Source organism: Bacillus sp. GS3m_15504 (genome assembly GCF_055825275.1).
Window position 1 is genome coordinate 988,782 of sequence record NZ_JBVVNL010000001.1, and the last position, 26,453, is coordinate 1,015,234.

Below are 26,453 nucleotides of genomic sequence, written 5' to 3' on the forward strand. Positions count from 1 at the left end.
TTCTTTGAGGGGAGTTTTTTGTGTATAACAGATTGATGTTGTTAGCAAATAGCGTCATAATCCCATTTTTGTGAAAAACTATGAATTGCATTTCACTTTTTTGCTTAAAAGAAATGCAGGTTGGTAATACTAGAATTCGAGTATGAACAAAGAAAGTTTTACATTGTTCGCATTTTCGACTTGATTGTAATATTTCAGTATGATATAGTAAGCAGTGGTGTCAGTACAAAGTACACACGTTTACTGATTTAAGTGTTGGTGCTACGTTTGTAGTTTCGCTTAGAGATGAAGTAAACGGAGGATATCAAAAACCATTTAGGAGGAACTATATTATGTCAGTAATTTCTATGAAGCAATTGCTTGAAGCTGGTGTTCATTTCGGACATCAAACTCGTCGTTGGAACCCAAAAATGAAGCGTTACATTTTCACAGAGCGTAACGGTATCTACATCATCGACTTACAAAAAACTGTGAAAAAAGTTGAGGAAGCTTTCAAAGTTATGCGTGACATCGCTGCTGAAGGCGGAGACATCTTATTCGTAGGTACTAAAAAACAAGCACAAGAAGCTATTAAAGAAGAAGCAACTCGTGCTGGTATGTACTTCGTTAACCAACGTTGGTTAGGTGGAACTTTAACTAACTTCCAAACAATCCAAAAGCGTATCAAGCGTCTTAAAGACATCGAAAGAATGCAAGAAGATGGTACTTTCGAAGTACTACCTAAGAAAGAAGTTGTTCAACTTAAAAAAGAGTTAGAGCGTCTTGAGAAATTCTTAGGCGGTATTAAAGATATGAAAGGTCTTCCAAGTGCATTATTCGTAGTAGACCCTCGTAAAGAGCGTATTGCAGTTGCTGAAGCACGCAAATTACACATTCCAATCATCGGTATCGTTGATACAAACTGTGATCCAGACGAAATCGATCACGTTATCCCAGCAAACGATGATGCAATTCGTGCTGTAAAACTTCTTACATCTAAAATGGCAGACGCGATCCTTGAAGCAAAACAAGGTGAAGAAACTGTTACTGCGTAACAAAGTTGGAAAGGTGATAAGGGGTTCGGCCTTTTATCACCTTTTTTAAGGTATAAACACCTTTATAAAAGGTATAAATACATATTTTAGGAGGATGAAAAGTATGGCAATCACTGCACAAATGGTAAAAGAATTACGTGAAAAAACTGGCGCAGGTATGATGGACTGCAAAAAAGCTTTAACAGAAACTAACGGCGACATGGAGAAGGCAATTGACTTCTTACGTGAAAAAGGTATCGCGAAAGCTGCTAAAAAAGCAGACCGCATCGCTGCTGAAGGTTTAACTTTCATCGAAACAAACGGTAACGACGGTTTAATCTTAGAATTAAACTCTGAAACTGATTTCGTTGCGAAAAACGAAGGTTTCCAAACATTAATTAAAGAATTAGCTGCTCACTTATTAGCTAACAAACCAGCTAACGTTGAAGAAGCTATGGCTCAAACAATGGAAAACGGCAAAAAAGTAGAAGAGCACATCAACGAAGCAATCGCTAAAATTGGTGAAAAACTTACACTTCGTCGTTTCGAAATCGTATCAAAAACTGATGCAGATGCATTCGGCGCTTACCTACACATGGGTGGACGCATTGGTGTACTAACAGTTCTTGAAGGTTCTACTGATGAAGCGGCTGCTAAAGATGTTGCAATGCACATCGCTGCAGTTAACCCTAAATACATCGACCGCGATGCTGTAACAGCTGAAGAAGTTGAGCATGAGCGTCAAGTATTAACACAACAAGCATTAAACGAAGGCAAGCCTGAAAAAATCGTTGCAAAAATGGTTGAAGGCCGTCTTGGCAAATTCTTCGAAGAAATTTGCTTACTTGACCAAGCATTCGTTAAAAACCCTGATATGAAAGTTCGTCAGTTCGTTGAGTCTAAAGGCGGAACATTAAAAGGATTCGTTCGCTACGCTGTTGGTGAAGGTATCGAAAAACGCGAAGACAACTTTGCTGAAGAAGTAATGAACCAAGTAAAAGGTAGTAACTAATACAGATTAGGGAACACATTGTGTTCCCTTTTTTAAAATAAAGATGTAAGCAATTGGAGGTTCATTATGAGTAAACCGAAATATAATCGTGTCGTTTTAAAGCTGAGTGGAGAAGCTTTAGCTGGCGAGCAAGGATTTGGAATTAACCCAGCTGTTATTAAATCAGTTGCGGAACAAGTGAAAGAAATTGCAGAACTTGATGTAGAGGTTGCTGTTGTTGTTGGTGGCGGTAACATTTGGCGTGGAAAAATTGGAAGTGAGATGGGCATGGATCGTGCAGGAGCAGATTACATGGGCATGTTAGCGACAGTTATGAATTCATTAGCTCTTCAAGATAGCTTGGAGAATATCGGAATTCAAACTCGCGTACAAACTTCAATTGAGATGCGTCAAGTGGCAGAGCCTTACATTCGTCGTAAAGCAGTTCGTCACTTAGAGAAGAAACGTGTTGTTATCTTTGCAGCAGGTACAGGTAATCCATACTTCTCTACAGATACAACAGCAGCATTACGTGCAGCAGAAATTGAAGCAGACGTAATTTTAATGGCGAAAAACAATGTAGATGGCGTATATAATGCGGATCCATCTATTGACCCAACAGCTACGAAATACGAAACGCTTACTTACTTAGATGTATTAAAAGAAGGTTTAGGTGTAATGGATTCTACAGCTTCTTCTCTATGTATGGATAATGATATTCCATTAATTGTATTCTCAGTTATGGAAAAAGGTAATATTAAACGTGCCGTTTTAGGTGAAAATATCGGAACAGTTGTAAGGGGGAAATAAATATGGGACAACAAGTATTAAAGTCTTCAAATGAAAAAATGGAAAAAGCAGTTGCTGCTTATTCTCGTGAATTAGCAACAGTTCGTGCTGGCCGTGCAAGCGCGTCTGTATTAGATAAAGTACAAGTTGATTACTATGGTGCACCAACACCAGTTGTGCAATTAGCGAACATTACAGTTCCAGAAGCACGTTTACTTGTAATTCAACCTTATGATAAAACTTCTATCGGTGATATCGAAAAAGCAATTTTAAAAGCAGATTTAGGCTTAAACCCTTCTAATGACGGAACTGTAATTCGTATTGCATTCCCTGCATTAACAGAAGAGCGTCGTCGTGATCTTGTAAAAGTTGTGAAAAAATATGCTGAAGAAGCAAAAGTTGCTGTTCGTAACGTACGTCGTGACGGTAACGACGATCTTAAAAAGCTTGAAAAAGCTGGCGAGATTACAGAAGATGATTTAAGAGGATATACTGAAGATATCCAAAAAGAAACAGATAAATATATTGCAAAAGTTGACGAAATCGCAAAAAACAAAGAAAAAGAAATCATGGAAGTGTAATAGCGATACCTTCGCAAATATGACCCTCTTCTTAAGGGGGTCTTTTTACACTTTTAGGCATACGTCTGCTTGCTGGAGGGTATGAATGATGTTTAAAAACTTTCCTTTTTTTAAAGGTAAAAAGGACACATCGTTTGATCATCTCGTTGAAGAAGTAAAAAAAGGATATATCCCAGAACATATTGCGATCATTATGGATGGTAATGGAAGATGGGCGAAGAGGAGAGCAATGCCTCGTATTGCGGGACATCATGAAGGTATGCAAGTTGTAAAGAAAATTACAAAATTTGCAAGTAAACTTAATGTGAAAGTGTTAACTCTCTATGCTTTTTCGACTGAGAACTGGAAAAGACCGAAAAAGGAAGTTGATTATTTAATGAAGCTTCCAGAAGAATTTTTAGGTACATTTTTACCAGAATTGATTGAAGAAAACGTACAAGTCCGAGTAATAGGGCAACAAGATCGTCTTCCTACGCATACACGCAGAGCGATGGAGAAGGCCATGGAAGAAACGAAAGAGAATACGGGATTAATTCTTAATTTCGCGTTAAACTATGGAAGTCGAGATGAAATCGTTTCTGCTGTGCAACATATGATGAAAGATAGTGAGGAAGGAAAGGTTCGTGTTGAAGATGTAAGTGAAGAAATGCTTTCTTCCTACTTAATGACGAGTTCTTTACCTGACCCAGAGTTGTTAATCCGTACGAGCGGAGAGCTACGTATTAGTAATTTCATGTTATGGCAAATTGCATATTCGGAATTTTGGTTTACAGATGTGTATTGGCCAGATTTTACCGAGGAACATTTGCTAAATGCGATTACAGACTTTCAACATAGAGGGCGCAGATTCGGAGGCGTGTAGAAAGAGAGGGTTTGGTAGTGAAACAGAGAATTATTACTGGAGTGGTTGCTGCCGCGCTATTCATTCCCATCGTAATTTACGGTGGCGTGCCTTTTACGGTTTTAGTGTATGCACTTGCTTCTATAGGTTTATATGAATTAATTCGTATGAATAAGCTTACGCTTATTTCAGTACCAACAGTTTTAGCTGCATTATTATTATGGATTATTTTAATTCCAAGTAGTGCATCGGAACTGTTTACTTGGATTGGATTAGGTAAATTAGAAATCACATTTGTGATTGTTTTATTACTTTTATCATATACAGTCCTTTCTAAGAATACATTTACTTTTGACAATGCTTCATTTTTACTAATGGCAACAACATATGTTGCAATGGGATTCTTATATCTGAATGAAACGAGGATATTAGGAATTAAATACGTATTTTGTGCATTATTTGTTATATGGGCTACTGATTCAGGCGCATATTTCGTAGGAAAAGCATTAGGAAAAAGAAAATTATGGCCAGAAATTAGTCCAAACAAAACGATTGAAGGTTCATTAGGTGGTATCGTTTGTGGAATTATTGTGGCACTTGTTTACAACATGTTCTTCCCAGTTGAATCGAATGTATTGATTTTAATTGCGCTGACAATTATCATTTCTATTTTTGGACAAATTGGTGATTTAGTACAATCTGCTTTTAAGCGTCATTATGGCGTAAAAGATTCAGGTACAATTTTACCTGGGCATGGTGGTATATTAGATCGAACAGATAGTTGGTTATTCGTTTTACCAATTCTCTACTTCTTATTACAATATAATTAATGAATGAACGAGGGGTTGGAATCATGAAAAACATTAGTTTATTAGGTGCAAGCGGATCAATTGGTACACAAACTTTAGATGTATTACGCTCGCACCCAGACCAATTCCGTCTCGTTGCTTTTTCTGTAGGGAAAAATATTGACTACGCAGTAAAGGTCATTCAAGAATTTTCTCCACAAATTGTCTCTGTGCAAAGAGAGGAAGATGTTTTAAAATTACAAGCTGTTTCTGGTAATACAAAAATTGTATATGGTAGTGAAGGGCTTTTAGAAGTAGCATTACATCCAGATGCGGAGATTGTAGTAAACGCTGTTGTAGGTAGCGTAGGGTTGTTACCAACACTTCGTGCAATTGAGGCGAAAAAAACAATTGGAATTGCAAACAAAGAAACGTTAGTAACTGCAGGGCATCTTGTAATGGAAGCAGCGCGAAAACATAATGTTTCGTTACTTCCAGTAGACAGTGAACATTCAGCTATTTTTCAATGCTTGAATGGTGAAAATGAAAAAAGAATTTCTCGACTAATTATAACGGCTTCTGGTGGAAGTTTCCGTGATAAAACGAGAGATGAATTGCATCATGTGACCGTAGAAGATGCGCTTCGACATCCAAACTGGTCAATGGGTTCGAAAATTACAATTGATTCTGCTACAATGATGAATAAGGGGCTAGAAGTAATTGAAGCACATTGGCTTTTTGGTATCCCTTATGAGCAAATCGATGTTGTTTTACATAAAGAAAGTATTATTCATTCTATGGTTGAATTTGAAGATCGTAGTGTGATGGCACAGCTTGGCTCACCTGATATGCGAGTACCAATTCAATACGCGCTTACATATCCTGATCGATTACCTCTTTCAGACACAAAGCAGTTAAACTTATGGGAAATAGGAACGTTGCATTTTGAGAAGATGAACCAAGAACGTTTCCGTTGCCTACGTTTTGCGTATGAAGCTGGAAAAGCAGGTGGAAGTATGCCAGCTGTAATGAATGCAGCGAATGAAGTAGCTGTTGAAGCTTTTTTACAAAAGAGAATTGGTTTCTTAACAGTGGAAGACCTCATTGAAAAAGCAATGAACCATCACAATGTCATTGCACGTCCGAGCTTAGAGGAAATTCTGGAAATTGATGCAGCCACAAGACGGTTTGTGATGGAACAAATTTAGCAAAGGTGGTATGGAATTGAATACAGCGATTGCCTTTATATTAATTTTCGGTGCACTCGTATTTTTCCATGAGCTAGGGCATCTATATTTCGCAAAAAGAGCAGGTATTTTATGCCGCGAGTTTGCGATTGGTTTTGGTCCGAAAATATTCTCATTTGAAAAGAATGAAACGGTGTATACGATTCGATTACTGCCCCTTGGTGGCTATGTAAGAATGGCTGGCGAGGATGCAGACACAGTTGAGTTAAAGCCTGGGAAAAAGGTTGGCCTTGTATTAAATGCAAAAGACGAAGTTGCAAAATTAGTTTTTGATGGATATGAAAAGTATCCCAATGTTCGCGTTATCGAAGTCGAACAAGCTGATTTAGAGCATAATTTAACAATTTCGGGTTATGAAGAGTACGAGGAAGAGCTTCAAACATTCCGAGTGAACGAGAAGGCTCGTATTATTACTGCCGGTGAAGAAATTCAAATTGCTCCGTATAATAGGCAGTTTGGCTCTAAGAAATTAGGACAACGTGCGTTAACAATCTTTGCGGGCCCTGCAATGAACTTCATTTTAGCATTTGTTATTTTTGTGATTCTTGGATTTGTACAAGGTGTTCCTGTTGACAAACCAATGGTCGGAAAAGTGATGGAGAATAGTGCAGCAGAGCAAGCTGGATTAAAAGAAAATGATACAATTCAAGCTATTGATGGGAAAAACACAAGTACATGGAAAGATGTTGTTACCATTGTACGTGAAAATCCAAATAAAGAAATTACGTTACAAGTAAAGCGTGATAGTGAACAGTTTAATGTGAAAGTAACGCCAACGCTTGATAAAGAAGGTAAAGAAGAAGTTGGTAGAATTGGTGTTTACTCTCCTGTAGAGAAAACAGTGATGGGTTCTATTAAATCAGGTTTTGAACAAACATACCAATGGACGAAACTAATTTTTGAGTCTCTTGTGAAATTAGTAACTGGTCAATTCTCTATTAATGAGTTGTCAGGTCCAGTAGGAATTTATAATCTAACAGATCAAGTTGTAGATTATGGATTTACGCGTGTTTTAAGTTTAGCAGCCGTTTTAAGTATTAACCTTGGTTTATTTAATTTACTACCAGTTCCTGCTTTAGACGGTGGACGTTTGTTCTTCTTCTTAATTGAGGCATTGCGTGGGAAACCAATTGATCGCCAGAAAGAAGGAATGGTTCACTTTATTGGTTTTGCATTATTAATGTTACTTATGTTAGTTGTAACTTGGAATGACATTCGTAAGTTTTTCTTGTAAAATAAAGTGAAACTTATAATGAAATAGAGCTCGTAGAATAAAATCCCTCACCTAACTCGAGGTGAGGGGTTTTCCTGCGTGTAAGAGTAAAATGAAGAGGTGCGAATAAATGAAACAAAGTATGGTATTCAGTCCTACATTACGTGAAGTTCCAGCTGATGCGGAGATTAAGAGTCATCAGTTATTACTTCGTGCAGGTTTTATGCGTCAAAATGCTTCTGGTATTTATAGTTTTCTACCATTTGGATTAAAAGTACTACACAAAGTAGAACGTATCGTTCGAGAAGAGATGGAGCGCGCAGGTGCCGTAGAATTATTAATGCCAGCGATGCAAGCTGCAGAATTATGGCAAGAGTCAGGTCGTTGGTATTCTTACGGATCTGAATTAATGCGTATGAAAGATCGTAACGCTCGTGAATTTGCATTAGGAGCGACACATGAAGAAGTAATTACAGATCTTGTACGTGATGAAGTGAAATCGTATAAAAAATTACCGTTAACATTATATCAAATTCAAACAAAATTCCGTGATGAACAAAGACCTCGTTTCGGTTTATTACGTGGAAGAGAGTTTCTAATGAAAGATGCATACTCTTTCCATGCTACGCAAGAGAGCTTAGATGAAGTGTACGATCGCTTATACAAAGCATACTCTAACATCTTTGCTCGTTGTGGCTTGAATTTCCGTGCGGTTATTGCTGATTCTGGAGCAATGGGTGGAAAAGATACACATGAATTTATGGTATTATCTGATGTTGGTGAAGATACAATTGCATACTCTGATACATCTGATTACGCAGCGAACATCGAAATGGCTCCTGTTGTAGCTACGTATACGAAGAGTGACGAAGCAGAAAAAGAGCTTGAAAAAGTAGCAACACCAGACCAAAAAGCAATTGAAGAAGTATCTGCATTCTTAAACATCGAAGCTGACAAGTGCATTAAGTCTATGGTATTTAAAGTAGATGAGAAATTAGTAGTGGTACTTGTTCGTGGTGATCATGAAGTAAACGATGTAAAAGTGAAAAATGTATACGGTGCTTCAGTTGTTGAGCTTGCCTCTCATGAAGAAGTAAAAGAATTATTAAATTGTGAAGTTGGTTCATTAGGACCGATTGGTGTAAATGGTGATATCGAAATTATCGCTGATCACGCTGTAGCATCAATTGTCAACGGATGTTCAGGAGCGAACGAAGAAGGATTCCATTATGTAAATGTAAATCCAGAACGTGACTTTAAAGTAAGTCAATATACGGATTTACGCTTCATTCAAGAAGGAGACCAATCTCCAGACGGAAACGGGACAATTCTTTTCGCACGCGGAATTGAAGTTGGTCATGTATTCAAATTAGGAACTCGTTATAGTGAAGCAATGAACGCAACATTCCTAGATGAAAACGGAAAAACACAACCACTTATTATGGGTTGTTACGGCATTGGTGTGTCTCGTACAGTGGCAGCAATTGCAGAGCAGTTTAATGATGAGAACGGTTTAGTTTGGCCAAAAGCTGTAGCACCGTTCCATGTGCATGTAATTCCAGTGAATATGAAATCTGATGCACAACGTGAAATGGGTGAAAACATCTACAACTCATTACAAGAGCAAGGTTATGAAGTATTACTAGATGATCGTGCAGAACGTGCAGGTGTTAAATTTGCTGATGCTGATTTATTCGGCCTTCCAGTTCGCGTGACAGTTGGTAAAAAAGCAGACGAAGGTATTGTAGAAGTGAAAGTCCGTGCTACAGGTGAGTCTGAAGAAGTAAAAGTAGAAGAACTTCAAACATATATTGCTAATATTTTAAAATAGGAAGAGGTACCTCGTAATGAGGTACCTTCTCTTTCTTTGTAAACGTATTTTGTAAAAGAAGAAGGGAGAAATCTTTCTTTGTAGTACGTTTCAATTTATAATAGCAAATGGAAGGAGAGTGCTTATGTCTTTAACAAATGAACAAAAAGAGCGATTTCAAATTTTGCTCCAGCAGTTGCAAATACCAGACGACCTTATAAATCAATATTTACAAGGCGGTGGTATTGAAAGACTCGTTATCGATAAAGCGAATAAAAGTTGGCATTTTAATTTACAAGTGCCACGTATTTTGCCTACAGAATTATATGAATTGCTAGAAACAAAGCTTAAGCAATCATTTTCTCATATTGCAAGAACAACATTTGCATTAGAAACAGAGAATAAACAATTTACTGAAGAAGAAGTGAGGGCGTATTGGCCACTTTGTACGGAACGAATTACATTTTCACCTATGTTTGCTTATTTAAAGAAGCAGCTTCCGCAGGTGAATGGAGTGAAGTTACTTATAAATGTGAATAATGAGCTGGAATCTACTGCTTTAAAGAAAAACGTTGCAAAACCAGTAGGGGATCAATACGAGGCTTTCGGATTCCCGCGTTTTCAGTTAGACACACATATACAGCAAAATACAGAAGAAATGCAAAAGTTTCGTGAGCAAACGCAACAAGAAGACCGTGAGCGTGTTATACAAGCTATGGAAGAAATGGCAAAGAAGCAAGCTGAAGAAAGCAGCGTTGTGCATGAAGGACCGATTACACTTGGGTATCTTATTAAGCCGGATGAAGAGATTACACCGATGCGAGAAATTCAAGATGAAGAAAGAAGAAAAACAGTTCAAGGATATGTCTTCCATGTGGAAACAAAAGAACTTCGTAGTGGACGTACGTTATTAACTTTAAAAATAACGGATTATACAGATTCTATTATGATCAAAATGTTCTCACGTGATAAAGAAGATATTCCAATGCTACAATCCTTAAAAAAAGGAATGTGGGTGAAGGCTCGTGGTTCTGTCCAAAATGATACATTTGTTCGAGATTTAGTAATGATTGCAAATGATATTAATGAAATAACAGGACCGTCTCGTAAAGATAAAGCACCAGAAGGTGAAAAAAGAGTAGAGCTTCATCTTCATACTCCAATGAGTCAAATGGATGCTGTTACTCCAGTTTCTAAGCTTGTTGCTCAAGCTGGTAAATGGGGACATGAGGCTATTGCGGTTACAGACCATGCTGTGGCTCAGTCGTTCCCGGAAGCATATTCTGCGGGGAAAAAGGCTGGAGTTAAAGTTATATATGGTGTGGAAGCAAACTTAGTGAATGACGGAGTACCAATTGCTTATAATGAAGAACATCGTTTACTGGCTGATGAAACATATGTTGTTTTCGACGTTGAGACGACAGGTTTATCAGCTGTGTATGATACAGTTATTGAGTTAGCTGCTGTAAAAGTAAAAGGTGGCGAAATTATTGACCGCTTTGAATCTTTTGCAAATCCACATCAACCATTATCGGCAACAATCATTGAGTTAACAGGTATTACAGATGATATGTTAACCGACGCACCAGAAGTAGATGAAGTGTTTAAAAAGTTTGAGGAATGGATGGGTGACCATACACTTGTTGCTCATAACGCAAGCTTCGATATGGGCTTTATTAATGTAGGATTCAAAAAAGCTGGTTTAGAAAAAACGAAAAATCCGGTAATAGATACGTTAGAGCTTGCAAGATTCTTATTCCCAGAAATGAAAAATCATCGTTTAAATACGTTATGTAAAAAGATGGACATTGAATTAACTCAGCATCACCGTGCGATTTATGATACAGAAGCAACGGGATACTTACTAGTGAAAATGTTAAAAGATGTAATTGAAAAAGGTTTTGAATATCACGATCAATTAAACGATAGTATGGGACAAGGGGATGCATATAAGCGCGGGCGTCCAAGTCATATGACATTACTTGCTACATCGGATGTTGGATTGAAAAATTTATATAAACTTGTTTCATATTCTCATCTAAATTACTTTTACCGTGTACCGCGAGTACCAAGATCACTATTAAAAAAATATCGTGAAGGTATTTTAGTAGGAACGGCTTGTGATAAAGGTGAAGTGTTTGAGGCAATGATGCAAAAAGCTCCTGAAGAGGTAGAAGAAATTGCGCAGTTCTACGATTACATTGAAGTAATGCCACCAGAAGTGTTACGTCATTTAGTAGAGCGTGAACTTGTTCGGGATGAGGGACAATTAAAAACAATTATTTCAAACTTAGTAAAACTAGGTGAGACGTTAGATAAACCAGTTGTCGCTACCGGAAACGTGCATTACTTAGATCCAGAAGATGCAATGTATCGCAAAATTTTAGTTAGTTCGCAGGGCGGAGCCAATCCGTTAAACCGACATTCATTACCACCTGTACATTTCCGTACAACCGATGAAATGTTAGAGTGTTTCTCATTCTTAGGTGAAGATGTAGCGAAAGAAATTGTCGTAACGAATACACAAAAGATTGCATCATTAATTGGCGATGTTCATCCAGTAAAAGATGATCTATACACACCGAAAATTGAAGGTGCAGATGATGAAACGCGTGATATGAGTTATAAAATGGCGCGTAGCATTTATGGTGAAGAGTTACCTGAAATTGTAGAAGCGCGTTTAGAAAAAGAATTAAAAAGTATCATCGGGCATGGATTCGCCGTAATTTATTTAATTTCACATAAGCTTGTGAAAAAATCGTTAGTAGACGGATATCTAGTAGGTTCGCGTGGATCGGTAGGTTCATCATTCGTTGCAACGATGATGGAAATTACAGAAGTAAACCCATTACCACCACACTATGTATGTCCGAAGTGTAAGCAATCAGAATTCTTTAATGATGGTTCTGTAGGTTCTGGTTTTGACTTACCGGATAAAGAATGTCCAACTTGTAATATTCCATATGTAAAAGATGGACATGACATTCCGTTCGAAACGTTCCTTGGATTTAAAGGAGATAAGGTACCCGATATCGATTTGAATTTCTCCGGGGAATACCAACCACGTGCCCATAACTATACGAAAGTACTATTCGGTGAAGATTATGTATATCGTGCAGGAACGATTGGTACAGTTGCGGAAAAAACTGCTTATGGATATGTAAAGGGTTATGCAAATGATCATAACTTAACGATTCGAAATGCAGAAATTGACCGCTTAGTAGCAGGATGTACCGGTGTAAAACGTACAACAGGACAGCATCCAGGTGGTATTATCGTTGTGCCAGATTATATGGACATTTTTGATTTCTCACCAATACAGTATCCAGCAGATTCAATAGGTGCTGAGTGGAGAACGACACACTTTGACTTCCACTCTATTCATGATAATTTATTGAAGCTTGATATACTAGGACACGATGATCCGACAGTTATTCGTATGTTACAAGATTTAAGTGGTATTGATCCAAAAACAATTCCAACGGATGATCCAGAAGTAATGAAAATTTTCTCAGGGCCAGAATCGTTAGGCGTAACGGAAGAACAAATTAACTGTAAAACAGGTACACTTGGTATACCAGAGTTTGGTACGAAATTCGTAAGACAGATGTTAGAAGAGACGAAACCGACGACATTCTCAGAGTTAGTCCAAATTTCTGGATTATCACATGGTACGGACGTATGGCTTGGTAATGCAAACGAGTTAATTTATAACGGTACATGTACGCTGAGTGAAGTTATCGGTTGTCGTGATGACATCATGGTATATTTAATCTATCAAGGTTTAGACCCATCATTAGCCTTCAAAATCATGGAGTCAGTACGTAAAGGTAAAGGTGTACCAGAAGAATGGGAAGAGGACATGAAAAGTAATAATGTACCAGGTTGGTATATTGATTCATGTAAGAAGATTAAGTACATGTTCCCGAAAGCCCATGCGGCTGCTTACGTACTTATGGCCGTGCGTATCGCATACTTTAAAGTGCATTTCGCGCTTTTATTCTATGCGGCATACTTTACGGTTCGTGCAGATGACTTTGACGTAGAAGCGATGGCAAAAGGTTCAGCATCTATACGTGCAAGAATTGATGAAATTGCGCAAAAAGGTTTAGATGCAGCACCGAAAGAGAAGAGTTTATTGACGGTACTAGAAATGACACTTGAAATGTGTGAGCGTGGATACTCATTCCAAAAGGTGGATTTATATCGCTCACATGCAACAGACTTTATTATTGATGGAGACTCATTAATCCCTCCATTTAATGCGGTGCCTGGTCTTGGTACAAACGCAGCTTTAAGTATTGTGGAAGCACGTAAAAATGGAGAATTCTTATCAAAAGAAGACTTGCAGCAGCGTAGTAAGGTTTCGAAAACAATTATTGAGTATTTAGATAGTCAAGGTTGTTTAGGTGATTTGCCGGATCAAAACCAGTTATCGCTGTTCTGATAGGTAGGAAAAGTCTTTGCAAATCAACATTTGGTATGGTATACTATTAACCGAGATAACCATGTCATGTATATTGTGTGAAAAGAAGAGTGGGGAAACCCACTCTTTCGTGTTACTATCTACATTTTATTGATGTGGAGAGGTAAGAAATTTCTGTCGTATATACATATTTTGTTACAAGTTTTACTTCTTAAATTTGGTAATACTAAGACAGATATTCCCTGCTTAACGGCAGGGGCTTTTGTTAGCTAACGAGAAAGAATAAGATAGACCGTTCTATGGACGGGGTCTTTTCTTATGAATGGTACATGGCGGCAGGAAGGAGGCTGTTTATGGATAAGAAAGTCACAGAAGTTGTAGAAGCATTTGCGCAGCCAATCGTTGAAGAGTTAAATCTTGAACTTGTAGATGTAGAGTATGTGAAAGAAGGACAAGACTGGTTCTTACGCGTATTCATCGATTCTGAAAAGGGAGTCGACATTGAAGAATGCGGTGCGGTGAGTGAACGTTTAAGCGAAGCTTTAGATAAAGAGGATCCAATTCCTCATCTTTACTTTTTGGATGTGTCATCTCCTGGAGCAGAACGTCCATTAAAGAAAGAGAAAGACTTCCAGCAAGCGGTAGGAAAACAAGTGGCAATTAAAACATATGAGCCGATTGATGGTGAAAAGATGTTTGAAGGAAAAATGCTTTCCTACGATGGTACTACAATTACACTATTATTAACAATTAAAACACGTAAAAAAGAAATCCAAATTCCAATGGACAAAGTTGCAAATGCGCGACTTGCTGTTACGTTTTAGTTAGAAGGGGGATCTTCATGAGCACTGAGTTGTTAGATGCCTTGCTCGTATTAGAGTCAGAAAAAGGAATTAGCAAAGATATTATTATTGATGCGATTGAAGCAGCGTTAATCTCTGCTTATAAACGCAATTTTAACCAAGCACAAAACGTTCGTGTGAGCTTTAACCCACAAGTGGGAACAATCCAAGTTTTAGCACGTAAAGACGTTGTTGATAATGTGTTTGATCCACGTCTTGAAATTTCTGTTGAAGAAGCAAGACAAATTAATCCAAACTATCAAGATGGTGACGTACTAGAAATTGAAGTAACACCAAAAGATTTCGGTCGTATTGCAGCACAAACTGCAAAACAAGTTGTAACACAACGAGTGCGTGAAGCTGAGCGTGGTGTTATTTACTCTGAGTTTAGTGACCGTGAAGAAGATATCATGGTTGGTATCGTACAACGTCAAGATGCTCGTTTCATCTATGTAAGCTTAGGGAAAGTAGAAGCTTTATTACCTGTAAGTGAGCAAATGCCAAACGAACAATACAAACCACATGATCGTATTCGCGTATTCATTACGAAAGTAGAAAAAACAACAAAAGGACCACAAATTTACGTATCACGTACACATCCTGGTCTTTTAAAACGTTTATTCGAAATGGAAGTTCCTGAAATCTATGATGGAACGGTTGAAATTCGTTCTGTAGCACGTGAAGCAGGAGATCGTTCTAAAATCTCTGTACATGCAGAGAACATTGATGTTGATCCAGTAGGTTCTTGTGTAGGACCGAAAGGACAACGTGTACAACGCATTGTAGACGAACTAAAAGGTGAAAAGATTGACATCGTTCGCTGGTCAAATGATCCAGTAGAATATGTTGCCAATGCTTTAAGCCCATCACAAGTTGTGAAAGTACTTGTAGATGAAGAAGAAAAAGCAACAACTGTTGTTGTTCCAGACCACCAACTGTCATTAGCTATCGGTAAACGTGGACAAAATGCACGTCTTGCAGCTAAATTAACAGGTTGGAAAATTGATATTAAGAGTGAGTCTGATGCGAAACAACTTGGTATTGTAACAGAAGAAGATAGCGTAGTCGCATTCGGATTCGATTCAGTTGAAGACGAAATCGAATAGAGGTGATGAGTATGAGCAATCGAAAAGTTCCGTTACGAAAATGTGTTGCAACGCAAGAAATGAAATCAAAACGAGAGCTCGTTCGCATTGTTCGTTCCAAAGAGGGAGAAGTGTCTATTGATTTAACTGGAAAGAAATCAGGACGAGGTGCTTATTTATCAAAAGATAAAGAAAGCATTCTTCAAGCTCAAAAGAAAAATGTTTTGGAACATCATCTAAAAGCGAAAATCGACAGTTCTCTTTATGAAGAGCTTCTTGAGCTTGTTGAGAAGGAGTCGAAATAAGTGTCCGATTGGAAATCGTTTTTAGGACTAGCAAACCGGGCTCGAAAAATTATTTCGGGTGAAGAACTCGTTTTAAAGGAAGTACGAAGTGGCAAGGCAAAACTTGTGTTGCTCTCTGAGGATGCGTCAGTAAATACTACAAAGCGTATCACGGATAAAACGACGTACTACAACGTACCAATGAGAAAGGTCGAAAATCGACAACAATTAGGGCATGCGATTGGGAGAGATGAGCGAGTCGTTGTAGCTGTGTTAGATGAAGGCTTTGCGAAAAAGCTGCGTAGCATGCTCGATACAAATTACCGGGGGTGAAGGTATGAGTAAAATTCGAGTGCATGAATATGCGAAAAAACATAATATCTCAAGTAAAGATCTTATGACAAAACTAAAAGAAATGAATATCGAGGTTTCGAATCATATGACAATGTTAGACGATGAAGTAGTAAACAAATTAGATAATGAGTATCAAGCTGAAAAACCTTCTGTTGCAGATGAGTTTGAAGTAGAAGAAAAAGTTGTTCGTAGTAAAAAGAACAGCAATAAGAAAAAGAAAAAAGGCAAAGGAAACGAAGACAAGCGTCAAGAGAACTTTGCTGGAAGACAACAAACACAAACTGTAGAAACACCAGATAAAATTACTTTCTCTGGAAGCCTTACAGTAGGTGACCTTGCTAAGAAATTAAGCAAAGAGCCATCTGAAATTATTAAAAAGCTCTTCATGCTTGGAATTATGGCAACAATTAACCAAGACTTAGATAAAGATACAATTGAGTTAATTGCTAACGACTACGGTATTGAAGTAGAAGAAGAAGTAATTGTTAGCGAGACTGAGTTTGAAACATTCATCGATGAGCAAGATGATGAAGAGAACTTAAAAGAGCGTCCAGCTGTAGTTACAATCATGGGACACGTTGACCATGGTAAAACAACATTACTTGACTCTATCCGTAACTCTAAAGTAACTGCTGGCGAAGCAGGTGGAATTACTCAGCATATTGGTGCATACCAAGTTGAAGTAAATGACAAGAAGATTACATTCTTAGATACACCTGGTCACGCGGCGTTTACAACGATGCGTGCTCGTGGTGCACAAGTAACGGATATTACAATCCTTGTTGTTGCAGCTGATGACGGTGTTATGCCACAAACAGTTGAAGCAATTAACCATGCGAAAGCAGCAGGAGTACCAATTATTGTTGCTGTGAATAAAATGGATAAACCAGCTGCGAACCCTGATCGCGTAATGCAAGAACTAACAGAATATGAATTAGTTCCAGAAGCATGGGGTGGAGATACAATCTTCGTACCAATCTCAGCGATTCAAGGCGAAGGAATTGACAACTTACTAGAAATGATTCTTCTTGTGAGTGAAGTAGAAGAATATAAAGCAAATCCAAACCGCTATGCAACTGGTACTGTAATTGAAGCACAGCTTGATAAAGGTAAAGGAACTATCGCGACATTACTTGTTCAAAACGGTACGCTTCGAGTTGGAGACCCAATCGTTGTTGGTACTTCATTCGGACGTGTTCGTGCAATGGTAAGTGATATTGGTCGTCGTGTAAAAGTTGCTGGTCCATCAACTCCTGTTGAAATTACAGGTTTAAACGAAGTGCCACAAGCGGGAGATCGTTTCATGGCATTCGCTGATGAGAAGAAAGCTCGTCAAATCGGTGAATCACGTGCACAGGAAGCGTTACTTGCTCAACGTGGTGAAAAATCTAAATTAAGCCTTGAAGATTTATTCCAACAAATCCAAGAGGGCGATGTAAAAGAAATTAACTTAATTGTGAAAGCAGACGTACAAGGTTCTGTAGAAGCAATGGCAGCATCACTTCGTAAAATTGATGTTGAAGGTGTTAAAGTTAAAATTATCCATACAGGCGTAGGTGCGATTACAGAATCTGATATCATTTTAGCTTCTGCATCTAATGCAATTGTAATTGGATTTAACGTACGCCCAGATGTGAATGCGAAGCGTACAGCTGAATTAGAGAACGTTGATATTCGTTTACACCGTATTATTTATAAAGTAATCGAAGAGATCGAAGCAGCGATGCAAGGTATGTTAGATCCAGAATTCGAAGAAAAAGTAATCGGTCAAGCAGAAGTACGTCAAACGTTTAAAGTAACAAAAGTTGGAACAATCGCAGGTTGTTACGTAACAGACGGTAAAATTACACGTGATAGTGGCGTGCGTATTATCCGTGATGGCGTAGTAATTTTCGAAGGACAACTTGATACGTTAAAACGTTTCAAAGACGACGTAAAAGAAGTTGCACAAAACTATGAGTGTGGTATTACAATTGAGAGATATAATGATCTTAAAGAAGGGGACATTATTGAAGCATACATTATGGAAGAAGTGAAGCGATGATAATCGCTTCACTCTCATTCGAGTGTATGATTTACGATGTGCATTCTTTAAAAGAGAAACGAGCAATTTTGCAACGGGTGCTAACTCGTGTGAAACAGCGCTATAACGTAGCTGTTTCAGAAGTAGGGCATCAAGATGTATGGCAACGTACGGAAATTGCAATTGTTTCTGTATCCTCTAATCGTGTTATTTGTGAAAAAGAAATGAATCGTGTACTTGAGTACATCGATTCATTTCCTGAAATAGAACGTACGATAACACAATTGGAATGGTATTGAATGAGGTGAAGAGTTATGAAATTACGTGCAAACCGTGTAGGCGAGCAAATGAAAAAAGAATTAGGCGACATCATCAGTCGTAAAATTAAAGATCCACGTGTCGGATTTGTTACTGTAACAGATGTACAAGTGAGTGGAGATTTACAAATTGCTACAGTGTATATTTCTGTTTTAGGTGATGAAGAACAGAAAGAAAATACACTAAAAGGTTTAGCGAAGGCAAAAGGCTTCATTCGTTCAGAAATTGGCCAACGTATTCGTCTTCGTAAAACGCCTGAAATTTCCTTTGAATTTGATGAATCTATTGGATATGGTCATCGAATTGATACACTTTTACATGAAATTAATAAAGAAGGTAAACGTGAAGAATAATGGATAGACATTTGTCTATCCATTTTTTCAATGTAAAATAAGTTTTGAATAAGTATTATGAAAGAATTACGATGAGGTGAGCATATATGGAAGGTGTAGTATTATTACATAAGCCAAAAGGCATGACATCACATGATTGTGTATTTAAATTAAGAAAGATATTGCGTGAAAAACGAATTGGTCATACAGGAACATTAGATCCAGATGTAACAGGAGTATTGCCGATTTGTGTTGGGCGAGCAACAAAGATTGCACAATTTTTAACGAGTGAGACGAAAACATATGAAGGTGAAGTGACATTAGGGTTTTCAACAACAACTGAAGATGCTTCTGGTGAAGTTGTGGAAACGAAACATGTAGACCGTGTTATTACTCGTAAAGAAGTGGAAGAGGCTCTTGCGACATTAACAGGTACGATTGAGCAAATGCCTCCGATGTTTTCGGCTGTAAAAGTTAACGGGAAAAAATTATATGAATATGCAAGAGCAGGACAAGAGGTTGAACGTCCAGTTCGTACAATTACAATTCATGAATTTGTATTACTAGATGACCGTGAAGTGTTTGAAGGAGAAAATATTTCATTCCGTTTCCGTGTAACGTGTAGTAAAGGAACATATGTAAGAACATTAGCGGTAATGATTGGTGAAAAACTTGGTTTTCCATCACATATGTCTCACCTTGTAAGAACGGCTTCTGGTGAATTTTTATTAGAGGATTGCATATCATTTGAAGAAATTGAGGAAAACGTGCAAAATAGAACAGTAGAGTCTATCTTCATTTCAATTGATGAAGCATTAAGTAAATTCCCAAAAATGGTTGTAGATGAAAAGCAAGCAGAAAAAATAAAGAATGGTATGTTCTTAAAAAATGAATTGCAAATAACGGCGCCATTTATAACAGTGTTTGATAAAAACGATCGTTGCCTTGCAATTTATGAGCACCATCCAAAGCACCCTGGTATGCTAAAGCCGATGAAAGTACTTGTGAATAATCAAGAACTAAAGCTATAATGAATTATTGGAAGGATTATTACAGAAAAAGGTGAATTCAAGCGTGAAACTTATTCATTTAACTCATCCACATGAACAAAATAAATTAGAATTACCACCTACTGTAATGGCATTAGGATTTTTTGATGGCATTCATTTAGGACATCAATGTGTGATTCGAACTGCGAAACAAATAGCGGATGAAAAGGGATATAAAAGTGCAGTGATGACATTTTATCCGCATCCATCTGTTGTTTTAGGTAAAAAAGAAGCGCATGCCGAGTATATTACACCAATGTGTGATAAAGAAAAAATAGTCGAGAGTTTAGGAATCGATATATTATATGTTGTTAAATTTGATGAATCATTTGCAGGCTTATTGCCCCAGCAATTTGTAGATGATTATATTATTGGTTTAAATGTAAAGCATGTAGTAGCAGGGTTTGATTATTCATATGGACGTTTAGGAAAAGGAAAGATGGAGACTTTACCATTTCATGCAAGAGGGGAGTTTACACAGACTGTGATTGAAAAAGTTGAATTTCAAGAAGAGAAAGTAAGTTCTACAGCATTACGAAAGTTAATTCGAAATGGCGAAATGGAGCAAATTCCATCTATTTTAGGTAGAGCATATACGGTAGGAGGAACGGTTGTACACGGTGATAAACGTGGACGTCAAATTGGTTTCCCAACAGCTAATGTAGGTTTAAGTGATGAGTATCTATTACCACCTGTAGGTGTTTATGCAGTGAGATTACAAGTTCACGGTGAATGGTACGACGGTGTATGTAATATTGGATATAAACCAACTTTTAAAGAAGATGAGCGTCAACTATCTATTGAAGTGCATTTATTTGAATTTAACAACGACATATATGATCAAAATGTTACGGTAGAGTGGCATATGCGTATAAGAGAAGAGAAGAAATTCAATGGCATTGATGAGTTAGTTGAACAAATCGCAAAAGATAAGAAAACAGCACAAGAATATTTTGCGAACGAAAAGAATATACTTGCTTTTTCAAATGAAAAGTAGTATTCTATGTTATGTACTTTATGACAACCATTGCTTGGCATTGCGACTCACCGACGCTTGCTAGGTAATCGGGGGTTTAATTAATAGGAGGTGAAATAGGATGGCTTTAACACAAGAGCGTAAAAATGAAATCATTGCACAATTTAGAACTCATGAGACTGATACTGGTTCTCCAGAGGTTCAAATTGCTGTCCTAACGGAGCAAATTAACACTCTAAACGAGCACTTACGTACTCACAAGAAAGATCATCATTCACGTCGTGGTCTATTAAAGATGGTTGGTAAACGTCGTAACTTACTAACTTACCTTCGTAATAGCGATATCACACGTTACCGTGAATTAATCACAAAGCTTGGCTTACGTCGATAGTCAAAGAAGCGGGAATATTCCCGCTTTTTTGTTAGGTAAAAATATATCTTCTACTCTTTATAGCTTACTTCATTTTCGGTAATACTAGAGGTAGAATATTGTGATATACTATCCATTTACATAGAAGAATTGAATACTTTAAATTGAGAGGGGTACTTAAATGAGTCAAGAAAAGCAAGTCTTCTCGATAGATTTAGCTGGTCGCCAGCTAACAGTTGAAACAGGTCAGCTTGCAAAGCAAGCGAACGGAGCAGTATTAGTAAGATATGGCGATACAGCGGTTCTATCTACAGCAACTGCATCAAAAGAAGCAAAAAATGTAGATTTCTTCCCACTTACAGTAAACTATGAAGAGCGTTTATATGCAGTCGGAAAAATTCCTGGCGGTTTCATTAAACGTGAAGGTCGTCCAAGTGAAAAAGCAATTTTGGCAAGTCGTTTAATCGACCGTCCAATTCGTCCGCTTTTCGCTGATGGTTTCCGTAACGAAGTACAAGTTGTCAGCATCGTAATGAGTGTTGATCAAGATTGTTCTTCTGAAATGGCAGCTATGCTTGGTTCTTCATTAGCGTTATCGATTTCAGATATTCCATTTGAAGGTCCAATTGCGGGTGCAACAGTTGGTCGTATTAACGGCGAATTCGTTATCAACCCAACAGTAGAACAGCAAGAACAAAGTGATATTCACCTTGTTGTAGCTGGTACGAAAGATGCAATTAACATGGTTGAAGCAGGAGCAGATCAAGTGCCTGAAGAAACAATGTTAGAAGCAATTATGTTTGGTCATGACGAAATTAAACGTCTAATTGCATTCCAAGAAGAGATTGTACAAGCTGTAGGTAAAGAGAAATCAGAAGTAAAACTTTATGAAGTTGACGCTGATCTTAACCAAGCTGTACGTGAAATGGCTGAGAAGGATATGCATTCTGCAATTCAAGTACATGAGAAACATGCACGTGAAGATGCAATTAACGAAGTGAAAAAGCGTGTAATTGAGCATTACGAAGCGCAGGAAGCTGACGCTGATACTTTAGGACAAGTAAATGAGATTTTATATAAAATTGTAAAAGAAGAAGTACGTCGTCTTATTACAGTTGAAAAAATCCGCCCAGATGGCCGTAAAGGTGACGAAATCCGTCCATTAGCATCAGAGGTTGGCATTTTATCTCGTACACACGGTTCTGGTTTGTTCACTCGTGGACAAACACAAGCATTAAGTATTTGTACATTAGGTGCATTAGGCGATGTGCAAATTTTAGACGGTCTTGGTGTAGAAGAATCAAAACGCTTTATGCACCATTACAATTTCCCATCATTTAGTGTTGGTGAAACAAGACCGATGCGTGGACCAGGTCGTCGTGAAATCGGTCACGGTGCACTAGGAGAACGTGCTCTTGAACCTGTAATTCCATCTGAAAAAGACTTCCCATACACAGTACGTCTTGTGTCTGAAGTATTAGAATCAAATGGTTCTACGTCACAAGCAAGTATTTGTGGTAGTACTTTAGCGATGATGGATGCTGGTGTTCCACTTAAAGCTCCAGTTGCAGGTATTGCAATGGGGCTAGTTAAAACTGGTGAGCATTACACAATTTTATCTGATATTCAAGGTATGGAAGATCATTTAGGTGATATGGACTTTAAAGTAGCAGGTACAGCACATGGTGTAACTGCATTACAAATGGACATTAAAATCGATGGTCTATCTCGTGAAATTTTAGAAGAGGCATTACAACAAGCGAAAGTTGGTCGTGTGCACATTCTAAATCATATGTTATCTGTTATTGCAGAGCCACGCACTGAATTATCAGCGTACGCTCCAAAGATTATTACAATGACAATTAACCCAGATAAAATCCGTGACGTTATCGGACCAAGCGGTAAACAAATCAATAAAATTATTGAAGAAACTGGCGTTAAAATTGACATCGAGCAAGATGGTACAGTATTCATTTCTTCAATAAATCAAGAAATGAACGACAAAGCTAAGAAAATTATCGAAGATATCGTTCGCGAAGTACAAGTAGGTGAAATCTACGAAGGAAAAGTGAAACGTGTTGAGAAATTCGGTGCTTTCGTTGAATTATTCAGCGGTAAAGATGGATTAGTTCACATTTCTGAACTTGCACTTGAGCGTGTAGGTAAAGTAGAAGACGTTGTGAAAATCGGTGATGTAATTACAGTTAAAGTTATCGAGATTGACAAGCAAGGTCGCGTGAATCTATCTAGAAAAGTATTGCTAAAAGAAGAGCAAGAAAAAGAAGCTGCTAAAGAAGAAAACAAACAAGAGCAGCAATAAGCAAAAGCCAGTTTAACTGGCTTTTTTTGTTATGTAAAAATATGATTTACATATATTTTTATGTCAGTATAGGTATAGTTTTCATTATAACGCTCAAATTAACAAAGATAAGAAGAAAAATGGTTTTTATATAGTTAATGGGAGGGTTTATATGAAAGCTCGTATATTGGCATACATATGTATATTCTTTTTATATGTCAGTGTAGGCTCTTATTCCGTTTTTGCACAGGATAACTTATATGAAGAAATTCAAAAGCATGCAAAACAATATGAGATTGCACCACAAAATGCGATGATTGATAAGATATGGAAAGCAACACCAGGATATAATGGAAGACAAGTTGATATGGAAGCATCCTATAACAATATGAAGAAGTTAAAGAAATTTGATCAAAAACATCTTGAATTCAAGGAAGTATCGCCGAGTGTCCACTTAGAAGATTTATCACCAGCGCCAATTTATAGAGGGCATCCAAATAAAAAGATGGTGGGATTAACAATAAATGTGGCATGGGGAAATGAATATCTGCCTCGTATATTAGAGATATTGAAAAAACATGATGTGAAGGCAACTTTCTTTTTAGAAGGACGTTGGGTGAAAGAAAATTTACGATTTGCAAAAATGATTGTCGATGCAAATCAAGAAGTCGGAAATCATTCTTACACACATCCGAATATGAAAACGCTATCGTCTGATGAAATACGAGATCAGTTGCAAAAAACAAATCGAATGATTGAAGCAGCTACGAATCAAAAGGTAAGATGGTTTGCACCGCCGAGTGGAAGTTTTCGAGATGAAGTCGTGAAAATTGCAGATGATTTTCAAATGGGAACGATTATGTGGACTGTTGATACAATTGATTGGAAGCGACCTGAGCCAGATGTACTATTGCAGAGAGTAATGAGAAAAATACATCCAGGTGCTATCGTATTAATGCACCCTACTTCGTCAACAACAGAAGCTTTAGACACAATGATTACAAAATTGAAGGAACAAGGATATAAAGTAGGGAATATAACAGAATTACTGGATGAAAAACGTGTGGATTAAATACATTTGCATGACATTCATCCTTAAACTTGTTATCATTAAATAATAGCATTTATTTAGAGAAACTGGCAGTAGGAGGAAAGTTTTTGATTAAAAAATATACTTGTAAAAATGGTGTAAGAATAGTTATGGAGAATATACCAACTGTAAGATCAGTTGCGATTGGTATTTGGATCCATGCAGGATCAAGAAATGAAAATGAAAAAAACAACGGAATTTCTCACTTTTTAGAGCATATGTTCTTTAAGGGAACGGAAACTCGTAGTGCACGCGAAATTGCAGAATCATTTGATAGCATTGGTGGACAAGTGAATGCTTTTACTTCAAAAGAATACACTTGTTACTATGCAAAAGTGTTAGATGAGCATGCTAAATATGCTTTAGATGTATTAGCAGATATGTTCTTTAATTCAACATTTGATGAAGAAGAATTGAAAAAAGAGAAGAATGTCGTATGTGAAGAAATTAAAATGTACGAAGATGCTCCAGATGATATTGTGCATGATATGTTAACGAAAGCAACATATGAAACGCATCCGCTTGGATATCCTATTTTAGGAACAGAAGAAACGCTTAATACGTTTACAGGTGATACGCTACGCCAATATATTAAAGATCATTACACACCTGAAAATGTAGTTGTATCAATTGCAGGAAATATTGATGAAGCCTTTTTACAAACGGTAGAGCAATATTTCGGTAGTTATGAAGGAACGACAAACCGTGAACAAGTACATAGCCCAATTTTCCACTTTAATAAGGTAGCACGTAAAAAGGAAACAGAACAAGCTCATTTATGTTTAGGATATAAAGGCTTACAAATGGGACACGAAGATATTTATAACTTAATTGTATTAAATAACGTTTTAGGCGGTAGTATGAGTAGCCGTTTATTCCAAGAAGTACGTGAGCAACGCGGGTTAGCTTACTCAGTGTTTTCTTACCATTCTTCTTATGAAGATACAGGTATGTTAACGCTGTATGGTGGAACAGGTAGCCAACAATTAGATACACTGTATGAAACAATGCAAGAAACATTAGAAACATTGAAAAATACAGGTATTACAGAAAAAGAGCTTATTAATAGTAAAGAGCAATTAAAAGGAAACTTAATGTTAAGTTTAGAAAGTACGAATAGCCGTATGAGCCGTAATGGTAAAAATGAATTGCTACTTCGTAAGCATCGTTCACTTGATGAGATTATTGAAAGTGTAAACACTGTAACAAAAGAAAATGTAGATGAATTAATTCGTAACATGTTTACAGATGAATTCTCTGCAGCATTAATTAGTCCAGATGGAAAACTTCCAAAAGGAATAAAACTATAATTGCTATATATGATTTAAAAATAACCGTATCTCTTTTAAACGAGATACGGTTATTTTTTGTGGATATATAGAATAGGTACTAATTATGGATAACTTAAATGAATAATTTTGGTAGGGGGAGAGTATATGCGATTAAGTGAATTAAGTGGTAAAGAGATTGTAAATTTAGAAAGAGCAGAAAAAATGGGAGTTTTAGGTTATGTGGATTTAGAGATTGATGAGAAGGATGGCCGAATACAGACTCTTATTATACCTGCTGGGAAATGGGGAGGGTTTAAAAAGGAACCACAAGAAATAAGAGTAGCGTGGAATCAAATAAAGAAAGTCGGGCATGATATGATCCTTTGTGATATTATGGATCGTTCAAATTTGAAGTAAAAGATGGCCATTTTGGTCATCTTTTTTTGTTCATTCTTTTCTGA

Annotated in this window: 24 protein-coding genes; all 24 read left to right on the forward strand. The window is 37.3% G+C overall.

The features are described 5' to 3' along the window. Positions 1–332 precede the first annotated feature (332 nt). The 24 genes from rpsB (at position 333) to AC0L0O_RS05560 (ending at position 26,409) form a co-directional block, all read left to right on the forward strand. The gene (gene rpsB, locus AC0L0O_RS05445) at positions 333–1,034 is read left to right on the forward strand and encodes a 30S ribosomal protein S2 (RefSeq protein WP_000111483.1); all 702 of its coding nucleotides are present in this window, start codon (positions 333–335) and stop codon (positions 1,032–1,034) included. A gap of 103 nt (positions 1,035–1,137) precedes the next feature. Next, on the forward strand, positions 1,138–2,025 hold the full coding sequence (tsf, locus tag AC0L0O_RS05450; RefSeq protein ID WP_001018581.1) for a translation elongation factor Ts: 888 nt from the start codon (positions 1,138–1,140) through the stop codon (positions 2,023–2,025). Positions 2,026–2,091: 66 nt separating this feature from the next. Then, entirely contained in the window at positions 2,092–2,814 is a 723-nt protein-coding gene (gene pyrH, locus AC0L0O_RS05455; protein WP_000042663.1) for a UMP kinase, read from the forward strand. A 2-nt stretch (positions 2,815–2,816) separates the two neighbouring features. Continuing rightward, positions 2,817–3,374 carry a ribosome recycling factor gene (gene frr / locus AC0L0O_RS05460; protein ID WP_000531503.1) on the forward strand — a complete coding sequence of 186 codons (558 nt, stop codon included), beginning with the start codon at positions 2,817–2,819 and terminating at the stop codon, positions 3,372–3,374. Positions 3,375–3,459: 85 nt separating this feature from the next. Continuing rightward, on the forward strand, positions 3,460–4,236 hold the full coding sequence (gene uppS, locus AC0L0O_RS05465) for an isoprenyl transferase (RefSeq protein WP_000971301.1): 777 nt from the start codon (positions 3,460–3,462) through the stop codon (positions 4,234–4,236). A gap of 17 nt (positions 4,237–4,253) precedes the next feature. Then, entirely contained in the window at positions 4,254–5,045 is a 792-nt protein-coding gene (gene cdsA, locus AC0L0O_RS05470) for a phosphatidate cytidylyltransferase (RefSeq protein ID WP_000813581.1), read from the forward strand. Positions 5,046–5,068: 23 nt separating this feature from the next. After that, complete coding sequence (gene dxr / locus AC0L0O_RS05475) at positions 5,069–6,211, forward strand: 1-deoxy-D-xylulose-5-phosphate reductoisomerase (protein WP_000790359.1); 1,143 nt, start codon at positions 5,069–5,071, stop codon at positions 6,209–6,211. Positions 6,212–6,227: 16 nt separating this feature from the next. Beyond that, a complete protein-coding gene (gene rseP, locus AC0L0O_RS05480; protein WP_001090229.1) occupies positions 6,228–7,484 on the forward strand; it encodes an RIP metalloprotease RseP in 1,257 nt (418 codons plus the stop codon). A gap of 109 nt (positions 7,485–7,593) precedes the next feature. Further along, positions 7,594–9,294 (forward strand): proline--tRNA ligase, encoded by a 1,701-nt coding sequence (locus tag AC0L0O_RS05485; RefSeq protein ID WP_000814312.1) that lies wholly within the window; start codon positions 7,594–7,596, stop codon positions 9,292–9,294. Positions 9,295–9,418: 124 nt separating this feature from the next. Continuing rightward, the gene (locus AC0L0O_RS05490; protein ID WP_000059985.1) at positions 9,419–13,720 is read left to right on the forward strand and encodes a PolC-type DNA polymerase III; all 4,302 of its coding nucleotides are present in this window, start codon (positions 9,419–9,421) and stop codon (positions 13,718–13,720) included. Between the two features lie 332 nt (positions 13,721–14,052). Continuing rightward, positions 14,053–14,523 (forward strand): ribosome maturation factor RimP, encoded by a 471-nt coding sequence (rimP, locus tag AC0L0O_RS05495; protein ID WP_000359097.1) that lies wholly within the window; start codon positions 14,053–14,055, stop codon positions 14,521–14,523. Positions 14,524–14,540: 17 nt separating this feature from the next. Continuing rightward, a complete protein-coding gene (gene nusA, locus AC0L0O_RS05500; RefSeq protein ID WP_000102609.1) occupies positions 14,541–15,647 on the forward strand; it encodes a transcription termination factor NusA in 1,107 nt (368 codons plus the stop codon). 11 nt (positions 15,648–15,658) lie between these two features. Next, positions 15,659–15,931, forward strand: a complete 273-nt coding sequence (gene rnpM, locus AC0L0O_RS05505; RefSeq protein ID WP_000071128.1) for an RNase P modulator RnpM — start codon at positions 15,659–15,661, stop codon at positions 15,929–15,931. Next, a complete protein-coding gene (locus AC0L0O_RS05510) occupies positions 15,932–16,243 on the forward strand; it encodes a YlxQ family RNA-binding protein (RefSeq protein ID WP_001286523.1) in 312 nt (103 codons plus the stop codon). Positions 16,244–16,247: 4 nt separating this feature from the next. Continuing rightward, positions 16,248–18,308, forward strand: coding sequence for a translation initiation factor IF-2 (gene infB, locus AC0L0O_RS05515; protein WP_000036341.1), 2,061 nt, complete (start codon positions 16,248–16,250; stop codon positions 18,306–18,308). Then, a complete protein-coding gene (locus AC0L0O_RS05520; RefSeq protein ID WP_000582364.1) occupies positions 18,305–18,586 on the forward strand; it encodes a DUF503 domain-containing protein in 282 nt (93 codons plus the stop codon). The genes infB and AC0L0O_RS05520 overlap by 4 nt, the downstream gene beginning before the upstream one ends. Before the next feature lie 15 nt (positions 18,587–18,601). Next, positions 18,602–18,958, forward strand: coding sequence for a 30S ribosome-binding factor RbfA (gene rbfA, locus AC0L0O_RS05525; protein ID WP_000776441.1), 357 nt, complete (start codon positions 18,602–18,604; stop codon positions 18,956–18,958). 86 nt (positions 18,959–19,044) lie between these two features. Beyond that, on the forward strand, positions 19,045–19,968 hold the full coding sequence (gene truB, locus AC0L0O_RS05530; RefSeq protein ID WP_134188440.1) for a tRNA pseudouridine(55) synthase TruB: 924 nt from the start codon (positions 19,045–19,047) through the stop codon (positions 19,966–19,968). A 43-nt stretch (positions 19,969–20,011) separates the two neighbouring features. Further along, a complete protein-coding gene (ribF, locus tag AC0L0O_RS05535; RefSeq protein WP_000766711.1) occupies positions 20,012–20,983 on the forward strand; it encodes a bifunctional riboflavin kinase/FAD synthetase in 972 nt (323 codons plus the stop codon). Positions 20,984–21,083: 100 nt separating this feature from the next. Then, positions 21,084–21,353: a 30S ribosomal protein S15 gene (gene rpsO / locus AC0L0O_RS05540; protein ID WP_001229392.1), complete on the forward strand. Its 270-nt coding sequence runs from the start codon at positions 21,084–21,086 to the stop codon at positions 21,351–21,353. A 160-nt stretch (positions 21,354–21,513) separates the two neighbouring features. Then, on the forward strand, positions 21,514–23,652 hold the full coding sequence (pnp, locus tag AC0L0O_RS05545; protein ID WP_000076750.1) for a polyribonucleotide nucleotidyltransferase: 2,139 nt from the start codon (positions 21,514–21,516) through the stop codon (positions 23,650–23,652). 151 nt (positions 23,653–23,803) lie between these two features. After that, complete coding sequence (locus AC0L0O_RS05550) at positions 23,804–24,703, forward strand: polysaccharide deacetylase family protein (protein WP_000647529.1); 900 nt, start codon at positions 23,804–23,806, stop codon at positions 24,701–24,703. Between the two features lie 86 nt (positions 24,704–24,789). Further along, complete coding sequence (locus tag AC0L0O_RS05555; protein WP_000592993.1) at positions 24,790–26,031, forward strand: M16 family metallopeptidase; 1,242 nt, start codon at positions 24,790–24,792, stop codon at positions 26,029–26,031. Between the two features lie 126 nt (positions 26,032–26,157). Next, entirely contained in the window at positions 26,158–26,409 is a 252-nt protein-coding gene (locus AC0L0O_RS05560; protein ID WP_001239752.1) for a YlmC/YmxH family sporulation protein, read from the forward strand. Positions 26,410–26,453: the final 44 nt, after the last annotated feature.

Bases quoted from the DNA above. Each gene is read 5' to 3' on its own strand.
- uppS (WP_000971301.1), top strand. From the start codon at position 3,460: ATGATGTTTAAAAACTTTCCTTTTTTTAAAGGTAAAAAGGACACATCG.
- rpsO (WP_001229392.1), top strand. From the start codon at position 21,084: ATGGCTTTAACACAAGAGCGTAAAAATGAAATCATTGCACAATTTAGA.
- pyrH (WP_000042663.1), top strand. From the start codon at position 2,092: ATGAGTAAACCGAAATATAATCGTGTCGTTTTAAAGCTGAGTGGAGAA.
- rnpM (WP_000071128.1), top strand. From the start codon at position 15,659: ATGAGCAATCGAAAAGTTCCGTTACGAAAATGTGTTGCAACGCAAGAA.
- dxr (WP_000790359.1), top strand. From the start codon at position 5,069: ATGAAAAACATTAGTTTATTAGGTGCAAGCGGATCAATTGGTACACAA.
- tsf (WP_001018581.1), top strand. From the start codon at position 1,138: ATGGCAATCACTGCACAAATGGTAAAAGAATTACGTGAAAAAACTGGC.
- rpsB (WP_000111483.1), top strand. From the start codon at position 333: ATGTCAGTAATTTCTATGAAGCAATTGCTTGAAGCTGGTGTTCATTTC.
- frr (WP_000531503.1), top strand. From the start codon at position 2,817: ATGGGACAACAAGTATTAAAGTCTTCAAATGAAAAAATGGAAAAAGCA.
- AC0L0O_RS05485 (WP_000814312.1), top strand. From the start codon at position 7,594: ATGAAACAAAGTATGGTATTCAGTCCTACATTACGTGAAGTTCCAGCT.
- rimP (WP_000359097.1), top strand. From the start codon at position 14,053: ATGGATAAGAAAGTCACAGAAGTTGTAGAAGCATTTGCGCAGCCAATC.
- AC0L0O_RS05520 (WP_000582364.1), top strand. From the start codon at position 18,305: ATGATAATCGCTTCACTCTCATTCGAGTGTATGATTTACGATGTGCAT.
- AC0L0O_RS05560 (WP_001239752.1), top strand. From the start codon at position 26,158: ATGCGATTAAGTGAATTAAGTGGTAAAGAGATTGTAAATTTAGAAAGA.
- AC0L0O_RS05550 (WP_000647529.1), top strand. From the start codon at position 23,804: ATGAAAGCTCGTATATTGGCATACATATGTATATTCTTTTTATATGTC.
- AC0L0O_RS05490 (WP_000059985.1), top strand. From the start codon at position 9,419: ATGTCTTTAACAAATGAACAAAAAGAGCGATTTCAAATTTTGCTCCAG.
- pnp (WP_000076750.1), top strand. From the start codon at position 21,514: ATGAGTCAAGAAAAGCAAGTCTTCTCGATAGATTTAGCTGGTCGCCAG.
- rbfA (WP_000776441.1), top strand. From the start codon at position 18,602: ATGAAATTACGTGCAAACCGTGTAGGCGAGCAAATGAAAAAAGAATTA.
- infB (WP_000036341.1), top strand. From the start codon at position 16,248: ATGAGTAAAATTCGAGTGCATGAATATGCGAAAAAACATAATATCTCA.
- nusA (WP_000102609.1), top strand. From the start codon at position 14,541: ATGAGCACTGAGTTGTTAGATGCCTTGCTCGTATTAGAGTCAGAAAAA.
- truB (WP_134188440.1), top strand. From the start codon at position 19,045: ATGGAAGGTGTAGTATTATTACATAAGCCAAAAGGCATGACATCACAT.